The organism is Burkholderia sp. AU31652, from assembly GCF_002223155.1.
GTDB lineage: Bacteria > Pseudomonadota > Gammaproteobacteria > Burkholderiales > Burkholderiaceae > Burkholderia.
On record NZ_NKFG01000005.1, the window covers coordinates 496,216 to 509,562 of the forward strand.

General features: G+C 64.3%; 11 protein-coding genes. 8 read left to right on the top strand and 3 right to left on the bottom strand.

Annotated elements, in window-relative coordinates; translation table 11 throughout:
* Positions 1-423 precede the first annotated feature (423 nt).
* Positions 424-1,356, top strand: coding sequence for a hypothetical protein (locus CFB40_RS19780; protein WP_373452695.1), 933 nt, complete (start codon positions 424-426; stop codon positions 1,354-1,356).
* A gap of 39 nt (positions 1,357-1,395) precedes the next feature.
* On the opposite strand, the gene CFB40_RS19785 is transcribed toward CFB40_RS19780, so the two are convergent.
* Both CFB40_RS19785 and CFB40_RS19790 read right to left on the bottom strand, forming a co-directional pair.
* Entirely contained in the window at positions 1,396-3,090 is a 1,695-nt protein-coding gene (locus CFB40_RS19785) for a bacteriophage N4 adsorption protein A (protein ID WP_089432136.1), read from the bottom strand.
* Positions 3,087-5,045: a glycosyl transferase family protein gene (locus CFB40_RS19790; protein ID WP_256976856.1), complete on the bottom strand. Its 1,959-nt coding sequence runs from the start codon at positions 5,043-5,045 to the stop codon at positions 3,087-3,089. Before CFB40_RS19790 ends, CFB40_RS19785 begins: the two co-directional genes overlap by 4 nt.
* A 975-nt stretch (positions 5,046-6,020) precedes the next feature.
* Between CFB40_RS19790 and CFB40_RS19795 the strand changes: the two genes are divergently transcribed.
* From CFB40_RS19795 to CFB40_RS19820, 6 genes are all read left to right on the top strand, one after another.
* Entirely contained in the window at positions 6,021-6,317 is a 297-nt protein-coding gene (locus tag CFB40_RS19795; protein ID WP_175238053.1) for a hypothetical protein, read from the top strand.
* 12 nt (positions 6,318-6,329) lie between these two features.
* On the top strand, positions 6,330-7,973 hold the full coding sequence (locus CFB40_RS19800) for a DUF2334 domain-containing protein (protein ID WP_089432137.1): 1,644 nt from the start codon (positions 6,330-6,332) through the stop codon (positions 7,971-7,973).
* A 106-nt stretch (positions 7,974-8,079) separates the two neighbouring features.
* Entirely contained in the window at positions 8,080-9,048 is a 969-nt protein-coding gene (locus CFB40_RS19805; protein ID WP_089432138.1) for a hypothetical protein, read from the top strand.
* Positions 9,049-9,368: 320 nt separating this feature from the next.
* Complete coding sequence (locus CFB40_RS19810) at positions 9,369-10,568, top strand: aminotransferase-like domain-containing protein (protein ID WP_089432139.1); 1,200 nt, start codon at positions 9,369-9,371, stop codon at positions 10,566-10,568.
* A gap of 12 nt (positions 10,569-10,580) precedes the next feature.
* A complete protein-coding gene (locus CFB40_RS19815) occupies positions 10,581-10,772 on the top strand; it encodes a hypothetical protein (RefSeq protein ID WP_089428326.1) in 192 nt (63 codons plus the stop codon).
* A 95-nt stretch (positions 10,773-10,867) separates the two neighbouring features.
* Positions 10,868-11,464, top strand: coding sequence for a pyridoxamine 5'-phosphate oxidase family protein (locus tag CFB40_RS19820; RefSeq protein WP_089428325.1), 597 nt, complete (start codon positions 10,868-10,870; stop codon positions 11,462-11,464).
* Positions 11,465-11,480: 16 nt separating this feature from the next.
* On the opposite strand, the gene gcvA is transcribed toward CFB40_RS19820, so the two are convergent.
* Positions 11,481-12,374, bottom strand: a complete 894-nt coding sequence (gene gcvA / locus CFB40_RS19825) for a transcriptional regulator GcvA (protein WP_089428324.1) — start codon at positions 12,372-12,374, stop codon at positions 11,481-11,483.
* 134 nt (positions 12,375-12,508) lie between these two features.
* Between gcvA and CFB40_RS19830 the strand changes: the two genes are divergently transcribed.
* Entirely contained in the window at positions 12,509-13,213 is a 705-nt protein-coding gene (locus CFB40_RS19830; protein ID WP_089433251.1) for an SDR family oxidoreductase, read from the top strand.
* The last annotated feature ends 134 nt before the right edge of the window (positions 13,214-13,347 follow it).

The window sequence follows — 13,347 nt, forward strand, 5'->3', positions numbered from 1 at the left end:
TCCGGGTGGTAGCGGGTTCCGCTATCCGGTCGCCTGAATGAACAGGGGGCGTGGGTGGTTCGTGTCGCTGAGCTGCGTGTGTCAAGGGCGATTGGCTGCGGCTAGCTTCGGGCGTCGGCAATCGTTTGCACGCAGCCACCCGCACCTCGGCTTTACCCTGAGACGCACCCGCCGCCGCCTCTCCCGGCACCAGCTTCTCGCGCCGATGCTGCAGTGCATTTAATAAGTATCACGTAACAACTTACCTGGCGCGGCATCCTGCCGCATCCACTTTTGATACCGATCCTAATGATCTTTTTAGGGCTCGCCACTTTCAATATCATCCGATAATTACCTTTTATTTTCGTCTAAAATCGCGCTTCTTCTTACTTTAGGACGGAAAGCGTTTTGAAAAGACTGACGAAAAATATCTCGCGCACGGCCATCGCCGCATGCGTCGCTTATGCCGGGCTCCTGCCTTTATCCCGGCCCGCTGAAGCCCAGGTCGAACCTCTGAAGAATCCCGTCTACGGCGTGACCCTCGACGACCTGACCAAGCTGGACGCGATCGTCGCGTCGCTGCAGAACCTGCCGTACAAGCCCACCGTGCGTGTCGTGTTCGATCCGGGTACGTCGGCCGCCGACTACTACGCTCCGCTGCTGCGACTGCACGCCGTCGCGTACGTGATGGGCGAAGTCTACGATTCTTACTATTTCCCGACGGATCTCGCCACGTACAAGGCCAGGACGCAGGAACTGGTGTCGCAGTTGAAGAACACGGTCGACGTCTGGGAGATCGCGAACGAAATCAACGGCGAATGGCTGCGTAACGACCCGAGCGGGACGAACAGCGTGGTCAACGCGCAAGAGCAGCAGATCGGCCAGATGGTCGCGGCGGCCAACCAGATCGTGAAATCGAACGGCGGCAAGACGGCCATCACGCTGTACTACAACGACGACAGCAAGGGCACCAACTGCTGGGAGAAGCCGCAGGATTACTGGAAGACGTGGCCGACCACCTTCCTGTCGTCGACGGTCCGCCAGCAAGCCGACTACGCGCTGTTCAGCTACTACCCGTACCAGGATTGCCCGGGGCTGAATCCGACGTGGAAGAACGATTTCGCGGCGCTGGAAAGCATCTTCCCGAACGCGAAGGTCGGCTTCGGCGAAATCGGCACCTCGAATACCTCCGCGCCGGCGTCGGTGCAGCAGAACCTGATCAAGACGTACTACCCGATGGTCAACAGCATGACCGATCCGCGTTTCATCGGCGGATTCTTCTGGTGGAACTACGCCGAGCAGATGGTTCCGTATTCGACGAGCTCGTACTTCCAGCTGTTGCGTCAAACGATCATCACGCTCAAGGCGCCCAACTAAGCGCAAAGCGCCATCCATGAGCAAGCGTCAGCGTCGCTGTTAGAACCACAATGTCGCGCGTACCACGAGACCACGTGCGCGTGCCGCTGACGTCAACCCGAACCGGTATTGCACCGTGACATCCAGATAGCTTGCCGGCGCGCTATATCGGCCTTCGCGAAACCAGTACCGAAACTGGATGCCGGGCCCGGCGCCGATCGCCGTCTTGTCCGGCTGCCGATTGTCGTGATCGCCTGCCACCGCGGCGTGCGGGTAGATGGTCAGCCGATCGCTGATCATCGGCAAACGCCAGGTGTGCCCGTAACGCAACTCCGAATAAATGATGTATCGCCCCGCGCTGATGAAGTAAGCGCCTTCAACGTAGGCCTGCCAGCTGCGCCAGCTCGGCTCTGTGACCCTCAGGTCGGTCCCGCCTTCCGACGAATAACCCAGGCGCATCAGCCAGTCCGTCATCGACTGGCTGCCGACGTGGAACAGCCGCTCGGCGGTCAGCACGACGTTCTGGTCGGGCAGCGGCTTGTAGCGCGCGCCCACCGAACCCTGCACGGTCGGCAGCCCGGTCGTGTTGCCCGATCCGTCGTAGGCCGTGCCGTATCCGCGCACGAAGAACTGGAAGATGCGGCCGTTCTGATAGCCGATCTTCGGCGGCTGCCAATACACTTCCACACCCGGCTGCAGCACGCTGATGGTGCCTTGTGGGCCGAACGCGGCCGACTGGTACGGCGCGCTCAGGACGAACCCCCAGCTGCGCTGAAGCTGCTCGACCTCCCGCCGATAGCCGAACTTGTGTTGCGCATCGAAGGTGTGTTCGTTTTCGTCGGCGTCGAGGCTGTGCTCGAACAGGTCGATGGACTCCTGGTTCAGCCCGATCCGCTTGGCGGCGTAGCCCGCGTCCGCGTAGTTCATCGCATTGCCGGCACCGCCGGAAAATCCCGCCTGGAATGCGTCGAGCGCCTCGCGATCCTTGTGGTCGCGCAGGAGGTCATAGGCATCCTGCAACTTCTGCTGCGCGGTATTGTCGACCGGCGCCTCGGCGGCCTGATCGTCCAGCCGCGCCTGCGCCGCGATCGACGCGGCCATGTTGCGCTCGCCTTCGGTCGTCGCGTCGCTGGCCGCCAGGTCGGCCATGCGGATGGCGGTGTCGCGGTCGCCTGCCTGCAGGCTCATCTGCGCGATGCGCACCTGGACCACGGCCGATTTTTCATCGGCCAGCGGCGCCAGCGCGATGCCGGCTTCATGCGGAAGCTTCGCCGCGAGCGCGCTGTCCGACCAGGCGAGACGCAGGTTGCGCTGCTGTTCCTTGCTCCATTTCCCGGTCGCGACGGCGGCCGCGAAATCGCTGCAGGCAACGTCGTAGCGCATCTGCCGCTGCGCCAGGTAGCCATGCTGCGCGCGTACCGCCGCACTCTTCGGAAAACGAACGATCAGCGATTCCACCATCGAATCCGCTTCGTCGACCTTTCCTTCCCGTCGGTAAACGTCGACGAGCAGCAGCCCGAGCTGTTCGCTTCCGGGCTGAAGCTTGATGGCGCGCGACGCATACACTTCCGCGAGGGGCAGGTCGCCGGCATTGATTGCCTTGTAGGCGCTGTCGGCGAGCTTGTAGGCCTTGGGCGTCAGTTGCTGCGCGGCGGACGCCGGCGCCTGCCAGGCCAGCGACACGGCGATTGCCAGTGCGCTCAACCGTGCGCAGCGCTTGAGGCTGGCCGCGATCGGGCGTGTCGAATGCTTCATGCCTGTTCTCCCGACGGTTTCTGCGCGGGAGCGCCTTGCTGCGCGGCCGGGTCGCCGTCGCGCAGGCGCGTGAGTTCGACGAAGCGCGAGTGCCGGGCGAGCTCGGCGGTAATCTCCGTGTCGCAGGCAATGAAATAGGCCACCTTCGCCCGGGCGCCGCGCCGCACGACGTCCTGTTCGTCCGGCGTGAGCGGCCGCCCGACCGCGATGTTCAGCGTGCCGTCGTCCGCCGTTGAAAACGGGACGGCCCGATACGCGTACTGCAGCTCGAAGGCGAGCGAATCCGCGAAGTGGCCCACCGCGACGTTGCCCAGGCTCACCCGGGGCAGCTCGGCTTGCTCGGCGATCGCGTCCGCGAGCGATTCGGTCGAGATCTCGCTGCCTTCGATCAGCAATTCGCCCAGCCGCTTGCCGCAGGTCAGTTGCTTCTCGAGGCTCGCCTGCAATTGCTCCAGCGTGACCACGCCCCAGCCGACGAGGATCTCGCCGATCTTGAGGCGCACCTTCCCGAGCTCCTGGTTCGACAGGTAGGTATGACTGGTCTTGTCCCACGCGATGGGCTTGCCGCTCACGAGATGGCCGAGATAGATGCGCCACGCACGGCAGACCGCGTAGAAGTTGATCAGGTTGTTGACGAACATCCGCGGGATCGAGAGCAGCCCCTGGAGCGGGCCGTTCAGCTTGCTGACGAAGTGATAGCGTTGCCCGGCGCGCGCGAACAGCATCGCGGTGTTCACCCACAGCAGCGGCGTGACCCACGAGTTCGCCATGACGGCAGAGGCGCCGGCGGGGATGGCAACGCCGGCGTGCTGGAGCGCCGCAAGCAGCAGGAAATTGAGCAGCACGGCATAGGCAATCACCGAAAACAGTGACGTCACGATGCCTTTGCGATCATGGAAGAACATGTAGCGGGTGAGCAGGTTGCCCTTCCAGCCGAGCTGCTCCCAGCCCTGGAAGGCGATGCCGAGAATCCAGCGCGCGCGCTGACGGTACGCGGTGCGAAATGTCTTGGGAAAGTACTCGCGCGTGGCCAGCAGGTTCCGATTGACGACGTTGCCGTTGGCACGCTGGCCGCCGGTGTCGCGTGCGATATCCGAAAGCGGGAAGCGGGCAAAGGTTTCCTTCATGCCGAGGTCGCGCAGCCGGAAGCTGAAGTCATAGTCCTCGGTCAGCGAACAGGTGTTGAACGGACAACCGTTGCGCTCCTTCATCGCCGCTTCGATCGAGCGCCGGCTGTAGCATGACGCGACGCCCGCGCCCGGGACGATGCCGGTCAGCCGGGCGCGCACCGGCACGTCCTTCTGGTGCGTTTCGCTGAAGTCGTCGAGGTAGCAGCCGGCGACGAACTCGTTCCATTTCCGCGGCAACGACAGCACGGGAAGCTGGACCAGGTCGCTGTCCGCCACCGCGTGGTTGAGGTACTTGAGTTCGACCGGATGAATGACGTCCTCGCAGTCGTGCATGACGACGCCCGCGAACTGGATGTGATGGACCGATTCGTAACGCAGGATGGCTTCGACGATCCAGTTCAGGCAGTCCGCCTTGCAGGTCGGCCCGTCGTTCATCACGGTCGCGCGCGTGACCCGGCCCGGATACCGGCGGACCATGCGTTCGACCTCGGCCGTGGTTTCCGCATCGTTGTGATAGGTGCCGACGAATATCACGTAGCGCTCGTACTCGAGCGTCGCCAACGTGTTCTCGATCATCTTGGCGATCACGTCATATTCTTTCCACGCCGGCACCATCAGCGCCAGATGCCGCTCTTCCAGCGCGCGCAGCATGCCGATATCGATCGTTTGCGATTTTTCGCGGCGCAGGATGCGCCCGATTTCAAAGGACCAATAGCAGGCATCCAGCGTGAGGTCATCCAGTGTGCTGACCAGGATGACGATTGCGGTCACAATGGTGACGATGTTAAGCGCATATAAATACGCACTCCAAACCATGTTGTCCATCATCTTTCCCGCGCTGTTATCTTTTATTTGATTATTTCCCCTCGTACCGACGCAAGACGAAACGTTCATTCGTCCTCGTCGCCCCGTCACGTCCACTGCGTGGTGTGCGCCACGCGAATGCCTGCCGCTCGAAAAAGCGCGCGCCGCGCGCGCTTCGTCGATGCAGCCACGTCACATCGCGAGCGATGCAACGTGTTCAGTGGATGACTTTTGGACAGCCCATTTCCGCCTGCCTGCCTCCGTCACTGCATCCTTCAACGCTCGCAGCCGCTCTCCGCCCGGCGCGCGCGCATGGCTCCCCGCGCATCGACTTCGCAACACAGTGCTCATGTAGCAAGTCGTGCGCCATCGCCGCGCGACCCTTGACGTTGCGGGCGCCGCGAACCGCCGCACAGGATCGGCCCGCCGAATCCGAGCCAAATGTTTCAGTGCTGAAACACGCTGTAGATCGACCGGATGACACATCGTTTTCGGACCCTCGGCACGTGCGCGGCTGGCGCCCTCCGAAAATCGTCATGCGATTCCAGCGGTGACCGGCCGGACGAATGGGCGTTGAACCGGAAATCGAGCGCGCCAGGCGTCGTTGCGCGTGCGGGCGTGCCATCCACGGCGATCGTCGCATCGCGATCCGCGAAGCGTGGGGCACGACAGGTTTCGCCCGGGGCGCATGAACGGGTTTCGCGTGTTTGTCCGATTAAATTCGTGACACCGCCGCGTTGCACGCCTGAAACGTTTTATCGACGCATTTTCGAGCGGCCTCGATGCGCCAATTTCGTCGCCTTGGCGCTATGCCCATTTGCGACGGATGGTACGGTTCTAGCTTGAAAGTAAAACCATCTCCTACCGGATTTATTTGTCTGGTTTCAATTGCGCATCAAAATATTCACGACATGGCGCCCCGATTCCGGATGGTGATTCGACGTGCTCGTTTCGCTAACGAGATGAACTTATTTCGCATATCAAAGGATGAAAATCATGCCTTCGCATCGCAATCAATCTTTTCGAAACGGGTTGAGCGCCGCCGGATCAATCGTCGCATTGATCACGACGCTCGTCTTCGCCGTCGGCGTTCAGGATGTGGGTGCGCAGCAGACGAGTAATTCCTCTGCCCAGAAGATCAAGCCGCCTCCGCTGCCGAACGGCTCGGCGCACGTCAACGTGAAAGCCGGCATGTCCGACGAGGATTGGGAAAAGGCGTACAAGGAAACGGGCCGCCCGAAGTTCAGCAAGAAGTCCGTCAGTAAATCCAACGGCAATGTGGAACGTGAATAGGGAGAAACGGCCATGAAAAAGATCTTGCTCGTCATCGCCCTGCTTGCGGGACTCGCGCAAATGACATTGCCGGGCACCGCGCATGCGCAGGCCACCACTGCCCATACGCTCATCCTGTACGACAATCCGGCCAACGATCCGTTTTCGAAGCTGGGCCTGATGTACAGCATCATGCTGAGGAACCTGCTGGGTCACTTCAATACGACGGTCGATCTGGTTCCGATCCAGAACTACACGGCCGGCATGGTCGGGAATCACGACGCGACGTTCTATATCGGCAACTACTACAACAACCCGATTCCGACCGCGTTCATGAGCGACGTGATGACTACCAAGAAGACGGTGGTCTGGTTCAAGTACAACCTGTGGCAGCTGGCATGGAACACGGCCTACACGTTCAACCAGACCTACGGGTTCAGCTTCCTGGGCCTCGCCGGGATGAACGCGACGCCATCGTCGAGCAATCCGAATCCCGGGTTCTACGACACGGTCACGTACAAGAACCTGCCGATGGTCAAGTACTACGCCTATGACGCGTCGTCCGGCACCATCAATGCGGATCCGGACGTCGGACTGACCCAGGTCGTCGATGCCACCAAGGCGCAGGCGCTCGTCACCATCAAGAACAGCAAGAGCGGCGCAACCGCACCGTACGTCATGCGCGCGGGCAACTTCTGGTACTTCGCGGACATGCCGTTCTCCTATATCGGCCCGACGGATCGCTACCTGGTGATCTGCGACATCCTGCACGACATCCTGCAGACCAATGCACCGGTGAATCATCGTGCGCTCGTCCGCCTGGAGGACCTCGACGCGTATACCACGACGAGTTCGATGCAGCTGCTGACGAACTACATGTACTCGAAGCGGATTCCGTTCACGATGGCCACCATCCCGTTGTATACCGACCCGAACGGCTACTACAACGGCGGTGTGCCGGAGACGATCCATCTGGCGCAGGCAACGGGCCTCAAGCGGGCGCTGAATTATGCGCTGTTGCGCGGCGGCTCGATCGTGATGCACGGCTATACGCACCAGTACGATTCGACACCGAACCTGCTGAATGCCGTCAGCGGCAGCGACTACGAGTTCTGGTACGCGGTGCAGAACCGGCCGGTTGATGAGGATTCCGTGCAATGGGCGGAGGGCAGAATGGCCGATGGCCTGCTCGAGTTCACGCTCAACGGCTACAAGATCGTCGGCTGGGCCGCACCGCAGTACCAGATGTCCCCGGCCGCGTCGTCGGCGACGGCCCTCACGTTCCCGACCACGTTCCAGCGGGCCGTGTACTACACGTCGACCAAACCGCAACTCGGCACGGGTGCCGCCAACCAGGACTTTTCGGCCGGGCAGTTTTTCCCGTACATCATCAACGCTGATTACTACGGGCAGCGGATCATTCCGGAGAACCTGGGCAGCGTGCAGTACAACATCTGCAACGTCGACCCGTTCTCGTGCATCACCTACACGTGGCAGCAAATCGTGACCAATGCGCAGTATGGCCTGGCGGTGCGGGACGGTTTCGCGTCCTTCTTCTTCCATCCGTACTGGCTCGAACCGGATCTCGGATTGCCGGCGTATCAGGACTTCCAGAGCATGATTACCGGCATTACGAATCTCGGCTACACGTGGGTGGACGGCACGACGGCCAAGTGACGCAGGCGTAGCGACAGCAACGTGCGACCCGCATTGGCAACGCGGGTCGCACGTTTGCATTTGATCGGCTACGATGACGCGCAGGCATGCTTCCGGAGAGCCAGCGATGACCATGTATGCGACGCCGGCCTGGCGCAGGATTCAACAACGCATGGGCGGGCTTCGACTCGCAGCGCAACCAGGCTCGCTCGCCGCCGCGCCGCGTTCGCCTCGCGCGGCGACGCTCGCGGCGATCGGCGCATCGCTCGTCGTGGCCGCCTGCAGCTGGACCGCGCACGACGTGCACGCCGACGGCATCGCCTGGCAGGTGGACAACACGACGACCAATCCGGCCGGCAACTGGCAGATCCTCGGCATCCACGATCTGCTGATTCAATGGACCGTCGTCGACGATACCGCGTTCATCGCCAACACCCGCATCCAGCCTGCCGCGCACCTTCCCGACTGGGAGCGTATCGGTCGTGAGCCCTGGGCGAGGAACGTGATCCTGGGCCTCGCCGGCTACCAGGACGAAAAACGGGCGCGCACCCATCTGTCGACGCTCGCCGATCAATCCCTCGAAGTAGCGCACGCAACGATCCCGCTGCATGTCACCGGTTATTACTTTCCGGTGGAGATCGATCCGACCTGGCAGGACGCGCCCAAGCTCGCCGCGATCCTGCAACGGCTGCCGCGTCCGCTTTGGGTGAGCGTGTACGACCAGACCAACATCGGCGGAAAGACGCTCGCGGACTGGCTCGCGGCGTGGCTGCCCGCGGACGTCGGCGTGTTCTTCCAGGACGGCTGCGGCGTCTATGCCCGCGAGCCGTATGTCGCGCGCAGCTACCTCGACGAACTCGTTTCAAAACTGGGCAAGCAACGCGTGCGGGTGATCGCCGAGGCATTCCGGCCCGCCGAGCGGGGCGGGTTTCGCGCCGCCAGCGCCGACGAGTTGAGCAAGCAACTGGTGGCCTATCGCGGCTACTCGGTCTATCTGTTCGACGGTCCGCACTACGTGTCGGACGACCTCACGCGCGCGCTGTCGACGTGGAAGCCCAAGCCGCCGCCGCCCGCGCCTGCGGGGCCGGCGCACTGATTCGGCCGGGTCCCGGCCACAAGCTGGGCGGGCAGGGTGAGCGCGTGGCGAAACGAAACAGTCGGGCGGATTGGCTTTCCGCCGGCAACACGTGCGTAAAACCCTGGGTCGAAACGCTGGCGGACCGCGCGTTTTGCTGCTCCCGCCCGCGCCCCATGTGATGACCAAACCGCAAGACCTAGTGCATAGATATCGTTTGCCGCGGCCTTAATGACTATCGACAATCGTGGCTCGATTTCACCGCCGTGGCGCCAGAAGCGCCGCGGTGGCCGGTATCGGGCGGCTATCCCGGCCGTCCGCGCCATCCAGCTCACGACGACATGTACGCGTTCACTCCCTCATTCCAGAATCCCGCCGGCTCGCCGATCCGCGAACTGTTCAAGTACCTGTCCGAACCGGGCATGATTTCCTTCGCGGGCGGTTATCCGGCCAGCGACCTGTTCGACGTCGACGGCCTGAACGCAGCCGCCGGGCGCGCGTACGCGCAGCCCGTGCGCTGCCTGCAATACGGCCCGACCGACGGCCTCGCCGAACTGAAGCAGCAATTGATCGCGCTGATGGGGCGGCGCGGCGTAACGTGCACGGCGGCCGAACTGCTCGTCACGACCGGTTCGCAGCAGGGTCTCGACCTGCTGCTGCGCGTGATGGTGTCGCCCGGCGACGTCGTGCTGACCGAGCAACCGGCTTACCCGGCGACGCTGCAGGCGATGCGTCTGCAGCAGGCGCGCATCGTGACGATTCCGGTCGACGGCGCGGGCCTCGACGTCGATCGTCTCGGCGAACAGCTCGCGTCCGGCGCGATCGCGCAGCCGAAACTGCTGTACACGGTCCCGACCTTCGCGAACCCGACGGGCGCGACGCTCACGCGCGAGCGCCGGCTGAAGCTGCTGCGTCTCGCGGTGCAATACCGTTTCCTGATCGTCGAGGACGATCCGTACGGCGACCTGCGTTTCGCGGGCGAAGCCGTGCCGTCGATGCTGGCGCTTGCCGATGAAGTGGACGGCGCGCGCGACTGGATCGTGCATTTCGCGAGCCTGTCGAAGATCGTCGCGCCCGGGCTGCGCGTGGGCTGGACGATCGCGCCGGCCGAGATCGCGCGGCGCTGCGTGATCGCGAAGCAGACGGTCGATCTGTGCAGCACGCCGTGGACCCAGGCGGCCGCCGCCGAGTATCTGGCCGACGGTGCGCTCGAACGCCATCTACCGCGCATCACGGCCGCGTACCAGCGCAAATGCGACGCGATGTGCGACGCGTTGCGCGGCGGCCTCGGCGATGCGATCGAATTCCATCGTCCCGAAGGCGGGATGTTCGTGTGGGCGCGGATCGGCGCGGTGTCGTCGGACGTGCTGCTGCAACAGGCGATCGCGAACAAGGTCGTGTTCGTGCCGGGCAAGGCGTTCTTCGCGGACAACGTCGACGCGGCCTCGCTGCGCCTGTCGTTCGCCGCGCCGGACGTCGACGCGATCCGGGAAGGCGTGGCGCGCCTCGTGCGCGCGTATGGTGCGGCGCTGGCCGCGTGAGGAGACATCAACGTGAACATCACCGTCAACGACACCGTATCGATGAGCATCGCGCCGGGCACGGGCGATAACCGGCCGGTTGCGCACCGGTCGTCGCAGATCAGCGCCGGGCCGCAGTATGTGGCCGACGTGCTCGGCCGCTTCGGCGCGGAGCCGGCGGCCGACCTCGGCGACGCGGCACCGGTCGTACTCGGCTACAACTGAGCCGCGCGGCGACGGCCGGCGCGCCGCGCGCGTGCCGTCGCCGCAGCAAACGGTTAAGCTGGCGCGATCGCAACCTGCACGATCGCCGCTTCGTCATGCCTGACTCCCCTTCCGAATCACTCGCGCAAACCTACGAGCGCCTGTGGTCCTGCCTCGAATCCGGCGTGAGCGCGCAACGCTCGCCGTTCACGATGCTGCAGGCCGCGACGCTCGGCGTCGACGGCGCGCCGAAGGTCCGCACGATCGTGTTGCGTCAGGTGAACCGCGCCGATCGCGTGCTGTCGTTTCATACCGATGCGCGTTCGGAGAAGGTCGCGGAGCTGCGCCGCGATCCGCGTATCGCGCTCGTCGCCAACGATCTCGATGCGCTCGTGCAGATTCGCGTGGAAGGTGCGGCGTCGATCTGCGACGACGAAGCGCAACGGCGCGCGGTCTGGCAAGCGAGCCGTCCGCATACGCTGCTGCTGTATCGCGCACCGTTGCCGCCGGGTACGCCGGTCGCGTCGCCGGAAGCCGCGCAGGTCCCGGCGAGCCAGGGGGCAGCATCAACCGATGACGGCTACGGCAACTTCTGCCTGCTTCACGTGACCGTGACGCGTATCGACTGGCTCGAACTTGCGCGCACCGGCCATCGCCGCGCGGTGTTCGACCTGCACGAACGCGGCTACGAAGGCCGCTGGGTCGCGCCCTGACGCTGCCGACGCCCGCTCAAGGGCGCCTGTCCGACACCACCTGCGCGGCCATCCACTCGCGCATCACGACGATCGCATCGTCGTCGCGGCGCTCGGCCGGATACACGAGATAGAACCCCACCGACAGCGGAAACGCGAAATCGAACGGCTTGCACAGCCTGCCCGCGGCGATGTCGCGCTCGACCAGCGGATCGGTCGCAAGCGCGATGCCCTGGCCGGCGACGGCCGCATCGATCGCGAGCGACGTCTGGTTGAAGCGCAACCCCTTGTGCGGATCGATGTCGACGGGTTCCGGCATCGCGGCGAGGAACTCGGGCCACAGGTCGTGCGCGTCGTGCAGCAGCACGTGGCCCGCGAGCGCGCGCGGCGACGCGGGCGCGGCCAGCAGCGCGGGGCTGCACACGGCGCACACGTCGAGCGGAAACAGCGCATGCGTGGCGAGATGCTTGCCGAACGGCGGCTTGCCGTAGCGGATCGCGAGATCGACGCCGTCATGCCGGAACGTTGCGATCTGCGGGTCGGCGATCACGCGCACGTCGTAGTCGGGATGCGCATCGGTGAACTGCGCGAGCCGCGGGATCAGCCATTTCGACGCGAACGACGGCGTCGTGCTGATCGTCAGCGCGGCACGGCGCTTGACGAGCTTGTCGGTCGCGTCGGCGATCGCATGCAGCGCGCGCTGCACGTCGGAGAAATACGCGGCGCCGTCATGCGTCAGCGCGAGGCCGCGCGGCAGGCGTTCGAACAGCTTCAGGCCGAGCACGTCCTCGAGGTGGCGCACCTGCTGCGCGACGGCGCCCTGCGTGACGCCGATCTCGTCGGCGGCGGCGCGGAAATTGAGGTGCCGCGCGGACACTTCGAATGCACGAAGCGCATTCAGCGGCGGCAGGCGGGAGGGGCGAGGTGGCATCGTCAGGCTATAGAAAAACTATCGGCTGGAGGCAGAAATACTGGTTCGACAGTCGTGATGGATGCGCCTACATTACCACCATGGCGGGCCGAACGGCGGCTGCGCGGCGGCAGGATTCGAACGAGGAGCACATCGTGACTGTAGAAAAAGTAGCGTTGATCACGGCGGCGGGCAAGGGCATGGGCGCGGCGATCGCGCGTGAGCTGGCGGCGACGGGCTATCGCGTCGCGCTGATGTCGCCGTCGGGCAGCGCGGTGGCGCTCGGGGACGAACTGGGCGGGTTCGGCATCCAGGGCTCGGTGACGGAAGAAGCCGACATCAACCGGCTCGTGCAGGAAACGGTGGCGCGCTACGGTCGCATCGATGCGGTCGTGAACAACACCGGACACCCGCCGAAGGGCGAGCTGCTGGCGATCACCGACGACAACTGGCACGCGGGGCTCGACCTGATCCTGCTGAACGTGGTGCGCGTGATGCGCCGCGTGACGCCGATCTTCCAGCAGCAGGGCGGCGGCGCGGTGGTCAACATCTCGAGTTTCGCGGCGGATGCGCCCGAGCAGCCGATGCCCGTTTCGTCGGCGCTGCGCGCGGCGCTGAGCGCGTGGACGCGGCTTTACGCGGAACGCTACGCGGCCGAGAACATCCGGATGAACGCGGTGCTGCCGGGCTTCATCGACAGCTGGCCGGAAACGCCGGAGATCGTCGCGCGCATTCCGGCCGGCCGCTTCGGCAAGACCGGCGAGATCGCGAAGACGGTCGCGTTCCTGCTGTCGGACGGGGCGGGCTACATCACCGGCCAGAACATTCGCGTCGACGGCGCGATCGTCAAGGCGCTCTGAGCGGCGCGCGCGCGGGCGGCTGCAGGGGCCGGGCCGCTCGCCGCGCAGCCGCTACAAACGCGTACAAATCAGACAAATACCGGATACATCAGACCTTTCAAATGGGCGACGCCGCGTGACGCGGGCGCGCCGGA

What these genes read in the sequence shown, in the direction of transcription:
- CFB40_RS19785 (WP_089432136.1), bottom strand. Translation starts at nt 3,090, where the DNA reads ATGAAGCATTCGACACGCCCGATCGCGGCCAGCCTCAAGCGCTGCGCA.
- CFB40_RS19790 (WP_256976856.1), bottom strand. Translation starts at nt 5,045, where the DNA reads ATGGACAACATGGTTTGGAGTGCGTATTTATATGCGCTTAACATCGTC.
- CFB40_RS19795 (WP_175238053.1), top strand. Translation starts at nt 6,021, where the DNA reads ATGCCTTCGCATCGCAATCAATCTTTTCGAAACGGGTTGAGCGCCGCC.
- CFB40_RS19800 (WP_089432137.1), top strand. Translation starts at nt 6,330, where the DNA reads ATGAAAAAGATCTTGCTCGTCATCGCCCTGCTTGCGGGACTCGCGCAA.
- CFB40_RS19805 (WP_089432138.1), top strand. Translation starts at nt 8,080, where the DNA reads ATGACCATGTATGCGACGCCGGCCTGGCGCAGGATTCAACAACGCATG.
- CFB40_RS19810 (WP_089432139.1), top strand. Translation starts at nt 9,369, where the DNA reads ATGTACGCGTTCACTCCCTCATTCCAGAATCCCGCCGGCTCGCCGATC.
- CFB40_RS19820 (WP_089428325.1), top strand. Translation starts at nt 10,868, where the DNA reads ATGCCTGACTCCCCTTCCGAATCACTCGCGCAAACCTACGAGCGCCTG.
- gcvA (WP_089428324.1), bottom strand. Translation starts at nt 12,374, where the DNA reads ATGCCACCTCGCCCCTCCCGCCTGCCGCCGCTGAATGCGCTTCGTGCA.